The 16,786-nt window shown below is 62.9% G+C and carries 13 protein-coding genes, 2 tRNA genes and 1 pseudogene; 10 read left to right on the forward strand and 6 right to left on the reverse strand.

The annotated features are described in order from the left end of the window. Nucleotides 1-13: 13 nt before the first annotated feature. Together PCQ86_RS02060 and PCQ86_RS02065 are read right to left on the reverse strand one after the other, a co-directional pair. A complete protein-coding gene (locus PCQ86_RS02060) occupies nt 14-3,160 on the reverse strand; it encodes an efflux RND transporter permease subunit (RefSeq protein ID WP_270174755.1) in 3,147 nt (1,048 codons plus the stop codon). Between the two features lie 18 nt (nt 3,161-3,178). Continuing rightward, entirely contained in the window at nt 3,179-4,453 is a 1,275-nt protein-coding gene (locus PCQ86_RS02065; protein ID WP_270174756.1) for an efflux RND transporter periplasmic adaptor subunit, read from the reverse strand. A gap of 171 nt (nt 4,454-4,624) precedes the next feature. On the opposite strand from PCQ86_RS02065, the gene PCQ86_RS02070 reads away from it, so the two are divergent. The 3 genes from PCQ86_RS02070 to PCQ86_RS02080 all read left to right on the forward strand — a co-directional run bounded on the left by PCQ86_RS02070 (nt 4,625) and on the right by PCQ86_RS02080 (nt 5,562). Continuing rightward, on the forward strand, nt 4,625-5,245 hold the full coding sequence (locus tag PCQ86_RS02070) for a TetR family transcriptional regulator (protein WP_012655391.1): 621 nt from the start codon (nt 4,625-4,627) through the stop codon (nt 5,243-5,245). A gap of 54 nt (nt 5,246-5,299) precedes the next feature. Continuing rightward, nucleotides 5,300-5,362, forward strand: a tRNA-Arg gene (locus tag PCQ86_RS02075). A gap of 124 nt (nt 5,363-5,486) precedes the next feature. Continuing rightward, nucleotides 5,487-5,562: transfer RNA gene (locus PCQ86_RS02080), tRNA-Arg, on the forward strand. Nucleotides 5,563-6,051: 489 nt separating this feature from the next. Here the strand turns inward: PCQ86_RS02080 and PCQ86_RS02085 are convergent. Beyond that, nucleotides 6,052-7,107 (reverse strand): hypothetical protein, encoded by a 1,056-nt coding sequence (locus tag PCQ86_RS02085; RefSeq protein ID WP_270174757.1) that lies wholly within the window; start codon nt 7,105-7,107, stop codon nt 6,052-6,054. A 35-nt stretch (nt 7,108-7,142) separates the two neighbouring features. Between PCQ86_RS02085 and PCQ86_RS02090 the strand changes: the two genes are divergently transcribed. The 3 genes from PCQ86_RS02090 to tnpC all read left to right on the forward strand — a co-directional run bounded on the left by PCQ86_RS02090 (nt 7,143) and on the right by tnpC (nt 9,623). Continuing rightward, nucleotides 7,143-7,694: a transposase gene (locus PCQ86_RS02090; protein ID WP_270174758.1), complete on the forward strand. Its 552-nt coding sequence runs from the start codon at nt 7,143-7,145 to the stop codon at nt 7,692-7,694. Beyond that, on the forward strand, nt 7,691-8,023 hold the full coding sequence (gene tnpB / locus PCQ86_RS02095) for an IS66 family insertion sequence element accessory protein TnpB (protein WP_270174759.1): 333 nt from the start codon (nt 7,691-7,693) through the stop codon (nt 8,021-8,023). Before PCQ86_RS02090 ends, tnpB begins: the two co-directional genes overlap by 4 nt. A gap of 88 nt (nt 8,024-8,111) precedes the next feature. Beyond that, the gene (tnpC, locus tag PCQ86_RS02100; RefSeq protein ID WP_442874517.1) at nt 8,112-9,623 is read left to right on the forward strand and encodes an IS66 family transposase; all 1,512 of its coding nucleotides are present in this window, start codon (nt 8,112-8,114) and stop codon (nt 9,621-9,623) included. Between the two features lie 25 nt (nt 9,624-9,648). Here the strand turns inward: tnpC and PCQ86_RS02105 are convergent, their stop codons facing one another. Continuing rightward, nucleotides 9,649-10,731, reverse strand: a complete 1,083-nt coding sequence (locus PCQ86_RS02105; RefSeq protein WP_270174761.1) for an RNA-directed DNA polymerase — start codon at nt 10,729-10,731, stop codon at nt 9,649-9,651. 591 nt (nt 10,732-11,322) lie between these two features. Here PCQ86_RS02105 and PCQ86_RS02110 point away from each other — a divergent pair. Beyond that, nucleotides 11,323-12,035 (forward strand): annotated as a pseudogene (locus PCQ86_RS02110) (IS5 family transposase). 25 nt (nt 12,036-12,060) lie between these two features. On the opposite strand, the gene PCQ86_RS02115 reads toward PCQ86_RS02110, so the two are convergent. Then, entirely contained in the window at nt 12,061-12,735 is a 675-nt protein-coding gene (locus tag PCQ86_RS02115; RefSeq protein ID WP_270174762.1) for a hypothetical protein, read from the reverse strand. After that, entirely contained in the window at nt 12,735-13,211 is a 477-nt protein-coding gene (locus PCQ86_RS02120) for a hypothetical protein (RefSeq protein WP_199563020.1), read from the reverse strand. The genes PCQ86_RS02115 and PCQ86_RS02120 overlap by 1 nt, the downstream gene beginning before the upstream one ends. Nucleotides 13,212-13,492: 281 nt before the next feature. Here PCQ86_RS02120 and PCQ86_RS02125 point away from each other — a divergent pair, with 281 nt between their 5' ends. The 3 genes from PCQ86_RS02125 to PCQ86_RS02135 are packed head-to-tail and all read left to right on the forward strand — an operon-like array spanning nt 13,493 to nt 16,736. Beyond that, nucleotides 13,493-14,659, forward strand: coding sequence for a CBASS cGAMP synthase (locus tag PCQ86_RS02125; RefSeq protein WP_270174763.1), 1,167 nt, complete (start codon nt 13,493-13,495; stop codon nt 14,657-14,659). Next, a complete protein-coding gene (locus PCQ86_RS02130) occupies nt 14,656-16,272 on the forward strand; it encodes a ThiF family adenylyltransferase (protein WP_116005710.1) in 1,617 nt (538 codons plus the stop codon). The genes PCQ86_RS02125 and PCQ86_RS02130 overlap by 4 nt, the downstream gene beginning before the upstream one ends. Further along, nucleotides 16,260-16,736, forward strand: coding sequence for a Mov34/MPN/PAD-1 family protein (locus PCQ86_RS02135; RefSeq protein WP_270174764.1), 477 nt, complete (start codon nt 16,260-16,262; stop codon nt 16,734-16,736). The genes PCQ86_RS02130 and PCQ86_RS02135 overlap by 13 nt, the downstream gene beginning before the upstream one ends. Nucleotides 16,737-16,786: the final 50 nt, after the last annotated feature.

Genomic DNA, 16,786 nt, shown 5'->3' on the forward strand with positions numbered 1-16,786 from the left:
CTGCCGGCGGGGCTCAGGCCTCGCCGCGGTGTTGGAGTGCCTGCTGGGCGTCATGCTCCTGCTGGCGGCGGCTGCCCTTGAAGAAGCTGCGCACCACCACGAAGAACACGGGCACGAAGACCACGGCCAGCAGCGTGCCGGTGATCATCCCGCCGATCACCCCGGTGCCGATGGCGCGCTGGCTCGCCGAGCTGGCGCCCGATGCGAGGAACAGCGGCACTACGCCCAGCGTGAAGGCCAGCGACGTCATGATGATGGGGCGAAAGCGCAGGTGGGCCGCCTCCAGGGCTGCCTCGATCACGCTCTTGCCCGAGGCCTGCAGGTCCTTGGCAAATTCGATGATCAGGATGGCGTTCTTCGCCGACAGGCCGATGATGGTCACCAGGCCGATCTGGAAGTACACGTCGTTGGACATGCCGCGCAGCAGCGTTGCCAGTACCACGCCCAGCACGCCGAGCGGCACCACCAACAAGACCGAGAACGGGATGGACCAGCTCTCATACAGCGCTGCCAGGCAGAGGAACACCGCCAGCAGCGAGAACGCGTAGAGCACCATGGCCTGCGAGCCCGCGAGCTTTTCCTCGCGTGACTGGCCCGTCCATTCGAAGCCGAAGCCCTCGGGCAGCTGCGCGGACAGGCGCTCCATCTCCTGCATGGCGTCGCCGGTACTGAAGCCCGGTGCCGCATTGCCGGCGATCTTCATCGCCGGATAGCCGTTGTAGCGCACGGTCTGCATGGCACCGCTGATCCATTGCGTGGAGGCGAAAGTAGACAGCGGGACCACCTGCCCCTTGTTGTTGAGCACGGGCAGGTCCAGCACCGACTCGGGCTGCATGCGTGCCGAGGCATCGGCCTGCACCACCACGCGCTGCAACCGGCCCTGGTTGGGGAAGTCGTTCACATAAGACGAGCCGAGCGCGGTGCCCAGGGCGCTGCTGATGCTGTCGAACGACACGCCCAGGGCATTGGCCTTGTCGCGGTCGATGTTGATCTGCATCTGGGGTGCGTCTTCCATGCCATCGGGGCGCACGCCGGCGAGCACCTTGCTCTGCGACGCCATGCCCAGCAGCTGATTGCGTGCCGCCACTAGGGCGTCGTGGCCCTTGGACCCGCGGTCCTGCAGCCGGAACGTGAAGCCCGAGGCCGTGCCCAGCTCGGGAATCGGCGGTGGGCTGAGCGCGAAGATGAAGGCATCGCGGAAGCCCGACAGCGCGCCCATGGCGCGGCCGGCCACGGCGTCGGCGGAGTGCGCGGCGCCGGGGCGCTCGCTCCAGTCCTTGAGGGTGATGAACGCCAGGCCCGCGTTCTGCCCCTGGCCGGAGAACGAGAAGCCCGCCACGGTGACGATGTCCTTCACCTCGGTCTGCTTCAGGGCGAAGTCCTCCACCGCGCTCAGTGCGCTCTGCGTGCGCTCCAGCGATGCCCCGGCGGGCAGTTGCACGTTGGCGATCAGGTAGCCCTGGTCTTCATTGGGCAGGAAGGAGGTGGGCAGGCGCATGTACACGATGCCCACGGCACCGATCAGCGCGGCGTAGATGATCAGCATGCGGCCGCCGCGGCGCACGAGGCGGGACAGGCCCGACTCATAGCGGTGCGTGGTGCTCTTGAAGACGCGGTTGAACCAGCCGAAGAAGCCTTTCTTTTCGTGGTGGTCTTCCGCGACGGGCTTGAGCAGCGTGCCGCACAGCGCGGGCGTCAGCGACAGTGCCAGGAAGGCCGAGAACGCAATCGATGTGCCCATGGTGACTGCGAACTGGCGGTAGATGTTGCCGGTGGAGCCCGCGAAGAACGCCAGCGGCACGAACACCGAGATCAGCACCACAGTCACGCCCACGATGGCGCCGGAAATCTGGCCCATGGCCTTGCGCGTGGCCTGCAAGGGCGGCAGTCCCTCCTCGGCCATGATGCGCTCCACGTTCTCCACCACCACGATGGCGTCGTCCACCACGATGCCGATCACCAGCACCATGCCGAACATGGTCAACACGTTGATCGAGAAGCCCATGGCCAGCAGGGCGCCGAAGGTGCCCAGCAGCGCCACCGGCACCACGATGGTGGGGATGATGGTGTAGCGGAAGTTCTGCAGGAACAGGAACATCACCAGGAACACCAGCGCCACGGCTTCCAGCAGCGTGTGGATCACTTTCTCGATGGACACCGAGATGAAGGTGGAGGTGTCGTAGGGAATCGCGTACTTCACGCCTTCGGGAAAGTACTTCTGCAGGTCGGCCAGCTTGGTCTTCACGGCTTCGGCCGTGGCCAGTGCGTTGGCGGTGGAGGTGAGCTGCACGCCCATGCCCACCGAGGGCGACCCGTTCAGCCGCGCGCTGGTGCTGTAGCTTTGCGCGCCCAGTTCGATGCGCGCCACATCCTTCATGCGGACGGTGGAGCCGTCGGTGTTGGCGCGCAGCACGATGTCGCCGAACTGTTCCACGGTGGACAGCTGCCCCTTGACGACGATGGTGGCCGAGGTGGTCTGGCCTTCCGCGGCGGGCAGGTCGCCCAGGTTGCCGGCCGACACCTGCACGTTCTGGGCGCGGATCGCGGCATTGACCTGGTCGAGCGAGAGATTGAATCCCTTGAGCTTGACCGGGTCGATCCAGATGCGCATGGCACGCTCGGAGCCGAACTGCGTCACACCGCCCACGCCCGGCAGGCGCTGCAGTTCAGGCACCACGTTGCGCGCGGCATAGTCGTTGAGTGCCTCGATGCTCACGTTGGGGTTGTCAGACGTGAGGATGGAAAACAGCAGGAAGTTGGAGCGCGACTTTTCCACGCGCACGCCCTGCTGCGTCACCGCGGCTGGCAGGCGCGGGGTGGCGCGCGACAGGCGGTTTTGCACATCCACCTGGGCCAGGTCGTCGTTCGTGCCCGGCTCGAAGCTCAGCACGATCGAGCCCGTGCCGTTCGCCTGGCTGGTGGTTTCCATGTAGGCCAGACCGGTGGCGCCGTTCATCTCGCGTTCGATGACGGCGAGCACGCTGTCCTCCAGGGTCTGGGCGGTGGCGCCGGGATAGGCCACCGATACCTGGATGGTCGGAGGCGCCACCGCCGGGTACTGCGCAATGGGTAGCTGGGTGATCGAGACCGCGCCGGCCACCATGATGAAGATAGCGATCACCCACGCGAAAATGGGGCGCTCGATGAAGAACTTGGCCATGTGCCGCGCTCCTGGTTCTTATTGTTGGGCCGGCGTTGCGGCGGGCTGGCTGGCGGCGGACGCTGGCGCCGCTGGGGCCTTGGCGGCACCTTGCGGTTGCCACGGCACGGGTTGGACGACGATCGGGTCGCCCGGCTTGCCGCGGGGCAGCTTCTGGAAGCCGTCCACCATGACCTGTTCGCCCGACTTTAGGCCGTCGAGCACCACCCAGTTGGAACCCTGGGCCGGGCCGAGCTTGACCACGCGCGGTGTGACGTGGTTGTCGGGGCCCACCACCATCACCGTGTCGGCCTTGCCGGAGCGGGTGACGGCCTGCTGGGGCAGCAGGATGCCGTTGTCCACCTGGGCCTGTTCCAGACGCACGCGCACGTACAGGCCGGGCAGCAGGGCGCGCTCGGGGTTGGGGACTTCGGCACGCAGGGTCACCTGGCCGCTGGTGGCGTCCACGGTGAGGTCGGTGAACAGCAGGCGGCCGGTCTGCGGATACACGATGCCGTCTTCCAGCACCACGCGCACGTTGGCCGCATTGGCACTGGACTGCTTGTACTTGCCGCTGGCCATGGCGGCCTTCAGCTTGATGGCCTCCGAGGCGGACTGCGTGAAGTTGATATACAGGGGGTCGATCTGCTGGATCACCGCCAGCTCGGTGGGTGTGCCCTGGCCCACCAGCGCGCCTTCCGTGACGAGGGCGCGGCCAATGCGGCCGGAAATCGGAGCGGTGACCGTCGCATAGCCCAGGTTGATGCGCGACGTGGTCAGCGCGGCCTTGGCGGCGGCAACATTGGCTTCGGCGGTCTTCTGCGCGGCGACAGCATTGTCGTATTCCTGCTTGCTGATGGCGTCGACGGCCACCAGCGGGCGATAGCGCTCGGCCAGCGCACGGCTTTGCGCCAGGCTCGCCTCGGCCTGGGCCACGCTGGCCTCGGCCTGGGCCACACTGGCCTGGTAGGGCGCGCTGTCGATCAGGAACAGTTGCTGGCCGGCCTTCACATCGCTGCCTTCCCTGAAGAGGCGCTTTTGCAGAATGCCCGCGGCCCGAGCGCGCACTTCGGCAACGCGCGAGGCTTCCAGCCGGCCGGGCAATTCGGTGACCAGCCCGATGTCCCTCGGCTGCACGGTGACCACGCCCACCTCCGGTGCGCGGGGTGATGCGCCCGCGGCGGGGGCGTCGCTTTTCTGACCGCAGGCGCCGAGCGCGAGGGCCGTTGCCAGCGCAACCGCGAGGGCTGCGGGGACAGGGGTGCGCTGGAAGGGGCGGATAGCACGGGCTGTTGCGTTGTTCAGGCGAGGCATGGAAATCCTTTGACGGCGGTATGCGTTAGATGTTGTTTGAGACCGGCGGGTGATGCTGACACGGGTAAATGACAGACGCGCAAAGGGGAATGATTATACATACGTACATGAATGTATAATTACTTGGAAAGCGCGGCCGTTGCCGTATCCACGTTTTGGAGGTTCCCATCCATGGCACGACGTACCAAGGAAGATGCAGATGCTACGCGCAACAGCCTTCTGGATGCTGCCGAGCGCGTGTTCTACGAAAAAGGCGTGTCGCGCGCCTCGCTGAGCGACATTGCCCAGGCTGCGGGCGCCACGCGCGGCGCGATCTACTGGCATTTCAAGGACAAAGTGGCCTTGTTCAATGCCATGATGGACCGGGTGACCCACCCGCTGGAGCAGGTGGGCAGCAAGAGCGCCAGCATGGCCACTCTGCCCCCGTTGGAGCGGCTGCGCTCCATGGTGGACTTCGTCCAGCGCACCATCGTCCAGGACGAGCGCACGCGCCGGGTGTTCGAGATCGCGTTGTACCGGGTCGAATACGTCAACGACCTCGCGGCGGTGCGCGACAACCATATCGAAGGCTGTGCAGATTTTTGCGCGCTGATCGAGGGTGAATTGCGTTCGGCGGCAGAAGACCAGAACCTGCAATTGCCGATGGAGCCACACACCGCCGCGATGGGTGTACAGGCGCTGTTCGATGGCCTGCTGCAGTCCTGGCTGCTGACCCATGGACGCTTCGATCTGGTGACCGTCAGCCGAGGCGCCATCGACGCCTATCTGCGGGGGTTGGGTTTTCGTCTGTAGCCACAGCCACGTGCGATAATCCGCCGCTTGTTCGCCATCGGGCGGATTTTCCCAGCGGCTGTAGCTCAGTGGATAGAGTATTGGCCTCCGAAGCCTATAGTCATCCGCGCAGCCGTGATGAATTTGAGCATTGGTCTTTTTTAGAGCTGCGGCTGTAGCTCAGTGGATAGAGTATCGGCCTCCGAAGGCTATAGTCATCCGGGCTGTCAGCGGAATTTTGAGTATTGGTCTTTTAAGAGTTGCGGCTGTAGCTCAGTGGATAGAGTATCGGCCTCCGAAGCCGAGGGTCGTGGGTTCGATCCCCGCCAGCCGCACCAAAATCAAGGACTTACGTGAGTTTTCCATGGCCCACGATACAGTCAAATTTTGGTTCAAGTCTCAGAGTTGACCGCTCTCAGCAGCCAATAAGGCCTTGAGGCTCAGGGTCACAGTTTTCTGACGTCTGTGTTCATGGCCCGCCTGTGGCCCATGCGTGGCCCTGCCATAGCGCAGAGATGAAGCTTCAAGGGATTTTTGACCATTGGGCCCGTGGCCCATCGAAAGTTCTTCAGCTTGCCGTCATCTCTTGATGGATGCTCCGTTGACTGCTAAACCTTCCCACTTGGGGGATAAGCAATCAAATGACTGTTCAGCAGCGATAGGCGACGTTCGCAATCGCTCGCCTGAGCGTCCACTTCCGCCGAAAGTCGACACGCGCCCCGATACAGCGGGGTGCAGAGTTGCTGCAACCTCAGCAACACTTTTGCTGTAGTTGCGCAGTTAGCATGGACTGTGCATGCAGCATCACCACTGCTACCAATGCCCCCTCAGTACCCAGCAGCCTTGATCTCGGCCAGTGCGGCGATCATGAGCTTGCGTCCGGTCTTTAGCCACTTGAACGGAATGCGCCCGGTAGGTGCTTTGGTCGTCTTAACGATCGGATGAGCGAGTTCGCTTTCACCGCGCTTTGTGTGTACAGCAAAGACGTACGCATAGGTCTTCGGGAACTTAGCCATGAAGGCCTTGTTGCCAATCACGCCACCAAAGTTACCAAGATTCCGGGCACCAATCGTTCCGTCGCGCTTGAAGAGATCGTCGACCAGGAGATCGTTGAAGACATCAAGCATACTGACCCAGACCGTCGGATTCGTCTTGAAGTAGCCCTTGCAGGCAACTATCTTCGTCTCGACGTGATGATAGTTCTTGTTAAAGAACTTCCGCCAGTTGACTGCGACATCTATGCCGCTCATTTCGTGCAGTGCCAGCCGGATTCCGCAGACCTTTGTATCAACACGCCGCAGCTTGCCGTTCTCTCGCAGCACGATCTTGGCCAGTGGATGGATATCACGGATCGGCTTTCGAATCTCGCAGTCCAATAGAGCAGCGAGCCATGCTGCCGCCAGTGCCACATCAGCGTCATTGCTTCGCATCGAAGCGTTCAGGAGTCGCTCCCGTCGACCATTAGCAATTTCGAACCAAGGCATGCCGAAGTGCAACCGCGTCCTCAGCCAAGGCGTATGTGAATACTGCAGCGCGTAGTCAGACTGGCGTTCAGTCAGGTGCGACAAGCGATGCAATGCATTCCACAAGGACGCGGTCAACTCAGGCGTGCTGGTTCGGGGCGCCCACATCCTCTTCAGTAACGATCGAAGGCGCTTGGTGTGTGTCACTGACAGACGATCACCGGCAGCCGTTACCAGGCTTGCCCGAATCGCCGGGTATAGATCCTGCTTTTCGATGTGGTCTAGCAGGCGATCGCCATGCTTGTCAGGCAGCTCTCTAAACTTCTGTAGGTAATTCGAAATCTGGGGGTAGTAGTGCGGCGCGTGCTCGAAGACAGTATCCGTCCAGCCACCCCATCTACCCCGAATGAGCAATTGCAAGCACCATCGTGTCCACGTAAACCATCGTGCACACCATGTCTCAAGAGATTCCCAACTCGCGCTCCTGTGTCCCCCGCACTCGCCGGGTCTACAGCGCGCAATTCAAGGCTGAACTGATCGCCGCGTGCCAGCAGCCCGGCGCATCCATTGCCGCCACGGCGCGTGAACATGGCATGAATGCCAACGTGCTGCATCGCTGGCTCAAGGAGCATCGTCTGGGCCAGCACCAGAGCGCCTGCGATACCGCGCATGCCGATGCGTCCGGCATCGCCCCACACTGCGACGATGCAGCGGCTGAGCCAATGGCCAATGCACAGCCTGTTCGTGCCCCAGCGCATCAGGTTCATCCGGCGCTTGCCAACCCCGCACCCGCCTTCATCGCCATGACACTGGGCTCGCCAGTGATGGTTCCCCAGGCAGCGGGTGCACAGGCGGCCCCCACCAGTGCTGCATCGGCAGCTGCCTCCTCAGACATCCGCATCGAGTGCTGCCATCACGGCACCCTCGTGACGGTCAACTGGCCTGTGGGCGCTGCTGCCGAGTGTTCCCGCGCATTGCAGGGTTTGCTGCGGGTGCTGCGGCAATGATCCGCATCGACGCCGCCTGGCTGGCCACGGCACCGCTGGACATGCGCGCCGGCACCGACACGGCGCTGGCCCGGGTGGTCACCGTGTTCGGTGCCGTCCACCCCCACCACGCCTATCTGTTCGCCAACAAGCGCGCCAACCGCATCAAGGTGCTGGTGCACGACGGCATCGGCATCTGGCTGGCCGCGCGCCGTCTGCACCAGGGCAAGTTCATCTGGCCGGCACCAGGCGATGAACAGTGGCAGTTGGAGTCCAATCAGCTCGATGCCCTGGTGCTGGGCCTGCCCTGGCAACGCATGGGGGACGCGGGCATCATCACCGTGGTTTGAAGTCTGAGCGGCAGGTCTGCCGGCGCGCAATCCGTGGATCTGCGCATGACAGTGCAGTGCCTTCCTTGGCACACTGCCTGTCATGTTGATGCAGCCGCAATCCCTGGATGATCTGAGCGCAGAGCAACTGCGCGAGATGACCACGCGGCTGCTCACCGAACTGCGCCACAGCCAGGCCCTCAACGCCAAGCTCACCCACGAGAACGCGCTGCTCAAGCGCATGAAGTTCGCGGCCCAGTCCGAACGCTTCAACGCCGAGCAGCGCAGCCTGCTCGAAGACGAGATCGAGGCCGACCTGGCGGCGGTCGCCATCGAGATAGAGCAACTGCAGCCGCCTGCGGCGCCAGCCCCCCAAGCCAAGCAGCAACCCAAACGCCACCCCCTGCCGGCCCATCTGCCGCGCCGCGAGATCCGCCACGAGCCCGATTCGACCACCTGCCAGTGCGGCTGTGCGATGAAACGCATCGGTGAAGACGTGGCCGAGAAGCTCGACTACGTGCCCGGCGTGTTCACGGTGGAGCGCCACGTGCGTGGCAAGTGGGCCTGCGCCCAGTGCGAGACCATCACCCAGGTGCCAGTCGACGCGCATGTGATCGACAAGGGCATCCCGACTGCGGGCCTGCTGGCCCAGGTGCTGGTGGCCAAGTACGCCGACCACCTGCCCCTGTACCGCCAGGAAACCATCTTTGCGCGCGCCGGTCTGGCCATCCCTCGCTCGACCCTGGCGCAATGGGTGGGCACCTGCGGCGTGCGGCTGCAGCCGCTAGTGGATGCGCTCAAGGCGGAAATACTCGGCCACCGTGTGCTGCACGCCGATGAAACGCCGGTGCAGATGCTCCAACCCGGCAAAGGGGCGACGCATCGGGCTTACCTTTGGGCCTACGTGCCAGGCGCGTTCGAAGACATGAAGGCCGTGGTGTACGACTTCTGCGAGTCAAGAGCGGGCGAGCATGCGCGCCACTTCCTGGGCGATTGGAAGGGGGCACTGGTCTGCGACGACTTTGCTGGTTACAAAGTCACGATCGCCAACGGCGTGACCGAGGTGGGCTGCCTGGCGCACGCCCGGCGCAAATTCTTTGACTTGCATGCGGCGAACAAAAGCCAGCTTGCCGGGTTCGCGCTGGAGCAGTTCGCCAAGGTCTATGACATCGAGCGCGAGGTCAAGGAACTGAACGCCGATCAACGCAAAGCCATTCGTCAGCAGCACACCAGGCCGATCCTGGATGCGTTACACCAGTGGATGACATTGCAGCGGCAAAAGCTGCCAGACAGCTCGGCGACTGCCAGGGCCCTGGATTACAGCCTGCGGCGCTGGACTGCGCTGACGCGCTTCGTTGATGACGGGCAACTGCCCGTGGACAACAACTGGATCGAGAACCAGATCCGGCCGATTGCCATTGGCAGGAGCAACTGGCTGTTCGCCGGCAGCCTGCGCGCGGGCCAGCGTGCGGCTGCTGTGATGAGCCTGGTGCAGTCGGCCCGAATGAACGGGCATGACCCCTATGCCTACCTCAAGGATGTGCTCACAAGGCTGCCCACGCACAAGGCCAGCCGTATCGACGAGCTCTTGCCGCACCGCTGGCAAGCTCTGATCGTCTGATCAATAACCGGGTGACCGACAACGGTCAACATGGGATTACCGCGCGCTTACCGAAGACATGCCATAGTCGGTCGAGGACCCGAAGCGACGGCGCAGCATTGGCCAGCAGAAACTTGAACCGCGTCGGGTCAGTTACCCGATACCCTTTTTCTCGGGGAGCCAATTCCGCGATCCGGCGCCGGATGCCAACCTGGTCAGGTACCGGGCCCGTCAGCACCGCCTCCACAGGAGAGCTGACAGACTTCAACTCGTCCTGAATGTCTGTCACCCGGTGGATGTCGATCTTCCCCGACTGCGGGAATAAACCCACGTCCTTGCTCAGTCGATCGAGAGAGACCAGTGCGTGCCGCAAGTGGTCCTCGTTCTTCGCAAAAAGACGGATGTCATCAACATAGCGAAAGTATTTAACGTCGAAGCGGGTGCGGAAGTTGTCGTCGAAGTGCTTTAGGACCGCTTCGGAGATTAGTCCCGAACTTAGCGGGCCTTGCGGGATGCCGTGGTCGTGATAAATCTGCGTCGTCGTTGCTGTCCACTTATTTAGTAGCCTGGTCAGCTCTACGCAGAAGTCATGGTCAAGGCCAATCTCCTTGAGCATGTGGCGCAGGACGTTGTGGTCGATGCTGTCGTAAAACGCTGTGAGGTCGAAGCTCGCAGTCCAGACGTAGCCGTTGACAAACACTGTTTCGGCCGCCTTGTTGAATGCCTTGTATCCATCAGTCCACCTTCGGTAGAACCATAGGCTGGACACACCTGCATACTGATGACCGAAGACTTGGCGGTTGTATTTGCTTTTGACGCGCGGATGCAGTCGTTCGGCAACGACATTGGCCATCGCCTGATACACGATCTGATCCTCGATGCCCAACAATGTGTACGGACGCAGGATGCCCGAGGGCTTCGGCAGGAGTAGTTTGCAAGCATCGGATGGTTCGAAGATGCTTCGATCAAGTCGACTCTTCAGATGTTTTAGCAGGGCCCCATCTGCGGTCGCGTAAGCCGAGTACAGCTCTCTGAAGTGCGACTTGTACGCACGATCCGGATTCGAACGAATCCACTGCCAAGCTAGCTGTAGGTTCTCCAGACGCGCGGCGAACTTCGGAAAAGGCATAACGAGAGTGTCGAGCAGGTAAGCGTCTTCACGCAGGTGAAGGCTTCTATCGTCATTGGATCGCTCTGCTTCCGCCCAGAGCGTCGAGACACGGCCAGCCTCCCTTGTTATTGGAAATTCGCATGGAATGTTACTCGACGAACTCCGCACCGCCGAGTGAAAATTTCGCGCTTTCAGCCCTAGTCCGCTTCGGATGCTTGATCTGTCGCTTGGAAGGTAGACCGGCAAAGGCAGGAATCAGCCTGAAGTTGTCAACAGGGTGCCAGTGGGCAGCTATGCAGCGGTTGCAGTCCGCCGCCGTGCCGACCTCAACGCACGCTCTCTGTAGCGTTGCAGTCATCCGTACGGCGCCGGTTGCTCTTGCTCGTTGACCGCTTATGGTCGAGCAGTCGACGTCAGGCCAAATCGGTCAAACGACTACTGTCCCCGTTGGTAAACTGACGCTACCCGCCCCATCAAAATACTGTCGATGGCGAAAGCCGTCGGATTGGGCTAGGGGCTGTTGAGAATCAAGCACAACGGCTCGGAGGGCTGTGATGCAATAGGCGCATGAGCATTCGATGGGTACTGACAGACGAGCAATGGGCCAAGATGGAGCCTCAATGCCTTGGCAAGCCAAGTGATCCTGGACGCAGCGGCACAGACAACCGCCGCTTCGTTGAGGCAGTGCTGTGGATTGCCCGCACAGGCAGCCCCTGGCGAGACCTGCCGCCAGAGTTCGGCAAGTGGAACACGGTGTTCAAACGCTTTAGAGACTGGGTTAAGGCCGATGTGTTCCAACGTCTGTTCGATGCAGTGAGCGAGCAGCCGGACATGGAATATGCGATGGTGGATGCCACGATTGTGAAAGTGCATCGGCACGGCCAGGGGGCAAAAGGGGGACTTCGGGCCAGGCCATAGGCCACTCGAGGGGCGGCATGACCACGAAGATACTGGCGCTGACGGATGCATTGGGCAATCTGGTGAAGTTCGTCTTGATGCCAGGGCAGCGCCACGACACCAAAGGGGTCAGAGAGCTGATTGCCGATGTGCGCTTTGATGCCTTGCTTGCCGACAAGGCCTTCGATGTGAATTGGCTGATCCAGGAGTTGGGTAAGCGCGGGGCGCAGGTGGTGATCTCACAGATGCCCCGCAGGAGAGCGCCACTGGAGATTGACCTGGAGGTCTACAAATGGCGCCACTTGATCGAGAACTTCTTTTGCAAGCTCAAGGAGTTCAAACGTATCGCAATGCGCAGCGACAAGACGGATAGCAGCTTCGCAGCGATGATCTATCTCGCAGCTGGGGTTATCAACTCCCGTTGATTCTCAACGCGCCCTAGACAGCAGCCTAACCCTTGATCTTCAGCGACTCCGCGCAGGCCTTCTCAGCATCGGCGAACGAGTCGATGCCGCTGAAATCCCGCGTCAGGAGGTCCAGCGAAATGTGGCCCCTAGTGGGCGAGTTGGTCCAATAGTAGCCCTCCAGCCGTGTGTCGCTCGACGTGAGCCGGAGGTCCCCATAGCCGACGGTGATCTTGTCTTCGGCATCCTGCAGGCGCTGCATTTCGAATACGTACTGCAGCTGCCCCACTGAGTTCCGCGGTTGAACCACCATCCTCTCCATCGTGGACTCGGCTGGCACGCTGGGCGTGTACGACTGGATCGTCAGGAAAAAGTAGCTCTGCTTGATCACGAACGCGATCGGGATGGGCGGCAGCGGATCAGCGTTATCCGACGCCTTGAACTCGGACTTCAACTCACCCCACCACAGCCCATGGACCATGCGCTTGCCCATGAGCTTGGCGATGCGAGGGTGCTTCCACTCCACCTTTGACAGTACCCAGAGCAGCAACGGCGGCACGGTCAGAGCGGTGGAAGCACTCTGCCAGATGACTTTCAACGGGTGCGCGTGCAGTTCTGGCAGGCGGAACAAGAGGATGGCGCCGCACACCAGCAGCACGACGCCGCCGCAGTACTTGAGCAGCCGCAGGAGGTCGTCATAGGTCAGGCTCAAGGGCAGCATCAGAAGGTCTCGCTCAAGGTCAGCCGGCCGGCCTCATAGATGGAAGCCGCGCGTTCGTGGGTCAGCAGCCCGATGGCCACGACGCCGGCTACCTTCGAGGCCAGCAGTGCCGTCATGTGTCGGGCACCACCGGCTCGCGGCGCGGCATCGGCCGCTCCAGGCAGCGGCGGCGCGATGAACTGGCACAGGTGGGTCAGCGCCCCGGAGCCCGCATGCACGAAATGGAAACCGTCATGCCACGGCGATGACCGTCGCGACGTCCGTGCGAGCACCTCGCCGATGGCCTTGAGCCCCACAACCGGCAGTTCAAAACGCTCGTCGCCGACCACATCGAGCTGCAGGTGCGGCAGCGCCGCCAGCGAGTCGTAGAAAACCACACCCAGCCCGGCGAAATCGCCGGCCACCTTGGGGGCCGCGTGCCGCACCAGTTGCTCTGCGCTGAAGGCTTGAGGGGAATTCAACGGCAAGGTCTCCATGGTGCTCAACCGACTGCCTACCGATCATAGGTGTGGGCTATATTAGCCTAGGCCGGGTCAGTCTCTGGGTACTCGTCGCACCCTGTAGGCACAAACCCTATATCGACGTGCGCGACTATTGAAAATCCTGACGTCATTCGTATGTATGTTTGCGTCGACATCCTGAGCACGCTTTGGAGCGGTAGCCGGCTTGCCGGTTGAAGGGTGGAACGGATGGCTCGACGCCTGCAAGCGACGCGACTGGACGCGCGTTGCGCCGTCCACCTCACGCCCGACCATCCATGCTGAACCTGAGCGCCCTTTTTTACACAGAAGTCGAACCTGAACCCTGCCTCTTCGGCAACCTGAACCTGCGCGACGACGACCGCCAGGACATCGCCGCGGCCAAGAACGAGGTCCGGATTGCGCTGCGCGACGGAATCCCCCGCGTCTACGCGGCGGAAGGCCACCCTGGCAAGGTTCCGCAGCCGCGCTTTTTCACCCAGGGCTCCTGGGCCTACAAGACGCTGAACGCGCCGGCGCAGGAGCCCCAGCAAGCGGACGTCGATGATGGCTGTTACCTGCCGCTTGGCTTCCTGACCCTGACCGACAGCCCCAGCGTGGCAGCGAACGTCTTCTTCGGCGTAGCGGAGAAGGCCCTGGCCGACCTGGTGAAGGAAAAAGGCTGGAAGCTCTCCGGCAAGCCCACCTGCATCCGCGTGGAGATCAGCGACCTCGCGCACATCGACATCCCCCTGTACGCGATCCCGGACAAGGAGTTCGAGACCCTCGTCAAGGCCGAGACCATCCGGCGCGCTGCGATGGATGGCATCCACGTCTTATCCGAGGCCACGATCGAGAGCTGGGACGAACTGCCTTCCACCAAGGTGCTGCTGGCCCACCGCGTGGAGGGCTGGATGCACTCCGACCCCCGGCCCGTGAAGGAATGGTTCGTCGACCAGGTCGAGACCCGGGGCGAGCAGCTGCGCCGCGTCGTGCGCTACCTCAAGGCGTACCGCGACTGGACCTGGAAGTCCGGCGGCCCCAGCTCAATCCTGCTGATGGCCGCGGCGGCGCCGCTGTTCGTTAAGCAGGACCGTCGCGACGACCAGGCGCTGCTTGACGTCGTCAAGCAGCTGCCCACGGCCCTGCGCAGCGGTGTCAGCAACCCGATCAACCCCCAAGAGTCGCTGACCGACCGCCTGCGCGCCTCTGACGACGAGGTAGACATGGTTGAACAGGCGGCGCTGCAGTTTGAGGGTCTGGGCCGCCAGCTTCAGGCGGCGTTGGACGCCGGCAGCGCCGCGCAGGCGTGCACCTGGATGCAGGGGCTATTCGGCCCGCGCTTCCCGGACCGTCCTGACCGCGTCAAGGTGAGCGCCGCTGCTTCGGTCGTGGCGGCCGCCATCGCCGCCTCTCCGGCGATCGCCGGCCCGAACGAATTAGTCGGGCGGACGCGCGCTGGATGAAATTTCAGAAGGTTGCGATCCCGGACCTGACCGCCGCGCTGCAAGAACGCGGCTTTTCGTACTTGAAGCGCGACGGGCGCGGCAGGTTGAGGTACGCCGGCAAACTGTGCCTCAAGGCGAAGAACTACCCGTGCGAGCTGACGATCTCGCCCGCGCTCGATGATTTCCCCCGCGTCTGGCTGACACCGGTTCCGCCGGGGCACCCTGAACTGCAGCCCCACCTCAGTGCAGACGGGTACCTGTGCTACCTGGCGGTGGGCTCGGTCATCTTTGATTCCTTCAACCCAATCCAGCAGACGATGGCCTGCCTCGACCGGGCCGAACAGGTCCTGGAAGACATCCTTGCCGGCAAGATGGTCGCGGACTTGGCTGAGGAATTCCACATCACCTGGGGCCACCGCTGGTGTATGTTGGATGTCGACGAACGTCGGCCCGGAGGGCTGGATGCTTACACCTACGACGGGAAGATCAGCGTCGCCACGGACGACACGCTGCGCACTCACGCTAAGCTTGAAGCTATCGGCTTGGGGCTGCCCAAGACTGAGTTGAAGGCGTTCCGCGTGCATACCAAAGCACGGCCCATGCCGCTGCAGGACCGCTGGCCGCCTAAGACGGTCCAGGAGTTCCTGAAGTGGCAGAACACGTTGGACCCGCGGTGCACTAAGAAGATCGAACGGCGCCTCTTAGAGCTGTTTCGGGCGAAGGCGACGAGCGCACTTGTCTTGATCGACTCGCCCCAAGTTCAGTATGGCGTCGAGGTGGACCTGCAGCGGGATCCCGTCGGCATCGGCAACAAGCCGTCGCTGCGCGAAACTCTCTACCGGCTGCCGATCCGCAGGATTTCCGCGTGCCGCATCGACGACCACTACCTCGCCGAGCGCAACCTGCCGGGCTCTAAGACTCTGGCCGGGCTCAAGATCGGGCTGGTCGGCTGCGGGACCATTGGGGGCTACCTCGCCGAGATGCTGACCAAGGCCGGGGCGGGCACAGTGGGCGGGAGGCTCACACTGGTGGACATGGGGTCGATGGAGCCCGGCAACCTAGGCCGTCATCGGCTCGGTTTCAACGCCCTGATCAAGAATAAGGCCGAGGCGATGGGCGAGGAGCTCCGGCGCGTCGCGCCCGGCATCGACGCGGTGGCCGTGGTGGGGGACGTCAAGAATACGAACCTGGGGCCCCTAGACCTATTGATCGACGCCACTGGGGAACAGGGCCTGACCGACTGGCTCACCTGGCAGTACGCCGACAAGGTGCCGTTCCTAGCAGCCTGGGTGGAAGGGACCGGCGCGGCCGTCCGCGCCCTGCTCAAGGCCAAGCCTGAGCACGCCTGCGCGCGGTGCATCTCTCAGCCGCCCTTGAATGACCAGTACCGCGTGTTCGACGTGCCGCCGGAGGTCATCATGAAGGGGCACGGCTGCGAAGGCCTGTACGTCCCCTTCCCCGCCACCGCGTCCGTCCAGGCGGCCGCGCTGGCCATGGAGATGGTGCAGGCCTGGCTGGACGGCGCCGAGTCGCCCAGCTTCAGGACGAGAGTGCTTGATCTGCAACGCGAGGTCCATTTCAAAGACTGCTCGCCCCAACGGGCCGAAGGATGCCCCGCATGCGCCACGTGAGCGACTGGACGCTGGACGACGGCAGCCTGCTGCTGAACTTTTCCGACGAGGTCTTAGGCATGTTCGAGCGGCACATCCAGGTGGGCGACCTGCCGGAGAGCGGCGGCGTCCTGCTTGGCACAGTTCATGAGAAGGGGCTGCTGGTCACGCTGGCCACCAAGCCAACGGGCCTGGACCGTCAGCTTCGCTACCTCTTTGAACGGTTGCCGTTTGGGCACCGAGCCGTGGCCAGGCGTTACTGGCGTTCCAGCGGCGGCATGACCCGCTACATCGGCGAGTGGCACACCCACCCGCAAGACATCCCCGTCCCTTCCCACATCGACCTGAACGAGTGGACGAAGCTGGCCAAGGAGCGGGCCGACAAGCGGCCCCTGCTGGCCGTCATCGTGGGCCGGTACGGCCTGCACGTGGAGATGACCTACGGCGACGGCAAACGGGAATTGCTCCGACACTATGTCGGATGAGTACATAGACTCAATAAAGCACTTGATCTAGCTCTCGTGGTCCCCACGTC

It is taken from the genome of Diaphorobacter sp. ED-3 (genome assembly GCF_027625375.1).
GTDB classification, from domain to species: domain Bacteria; phylum Pseudomonadota; class Gammaproteobacteria; order Burkholderiales; family Burkholderiaceae_C; genus Diaphorobacter; species Diaphorobacter nitroreducens.

Excerpts from the sequence above, each read along its gene's own strand:
- PCQ86_RS02060 (WP_270174755.1), bottom strand. The coding sequence starts at position 3,160 with ATGGCCAAGTTCTTCATCGAGCGCCCCATTTTCGCGTGGGTGATCGCT.
- PCQ86_RS02065 (WP_270174756.1), bottom strand. The coding sequence starts at position 4,453 with ATGCCTCGCCTGAACAACGCAACAGCCCGTGCTATCCGCCCCTTCCAG.
- PCQ86_RS02070 (WP_012655391.1), top strand. The coding sequence starts at position 4,625 with ATGGCACGACGTACCAAGGAAGATGCAGATGCTACGCGCAACAGCCTT.
- PCQ86_RS02090 (WP_270174758.1), top strand. The coding sequence starts at position 7,143 with ATGTCTCAAGAGATTCCCAACTCGCGCTCCTGTGTCCCCCGCACTCGC.
- tnpB (WP_270174759.1), top strand. The coding sequence starts at position 7,691 with ATGATCCGCATCGACGCCGCCTGGCTGGCCACGGCACCGCTGGACATG.
- tnpC (WP_442874517.1), top strand. The coding sequence starts at position 8,112 with ATGCAGCCGCAATCCCTGGATGATCTGAGCGCAGAGCAACTGCGCGAG.
- PCQ86_RS02105 (WP_270174761.1), bottom strand. The coding sequence starts at position 10,731 with ATGCCTTTTCCGAAGTTCGCCGCGCGTCTGGAGAACCTACAGCTAGCT.
- PCQ86_RS02115 (WP_270174762.1), bottom strand. The coding sequence starts at position 12,735 with ATGCTGCCCTTGAGCCTGACCTATGACGACCTCCTGCGGCTGCTCAAG.
- PCQ86_RS02120 (WP_199563020.1), bottom strand. The coding sequence starts at position 13,211 with ATGGAGACCTTGCCGTTGAATTCCCCTCAAGCCTTCAGCGCAGAGCAA.
- PCQ86_RS02125 (WP_270174763.1), top strand. The coding sequence starts at position 13,493 with ATGCTGAACCTGAGCGCCCTTTTTTACACAGAAGTCGAACCTGAACCC.
- PCQ86_RS02130 (WP_116005710.1), top strand. The coding sequence starts at position 14,656 with ATGAAATTTCAGAAGGTTGCGATCCCGGACCTGACCGCCGCGCTGCAA.
- PCQ86_RS02135 (WP_270174764.1), top strand. The coding sequence starts at position 16,260 with ATGCGCCACGTGAGCGACTGGACGCTGGACGACGGCAGCCTGCTGCTG.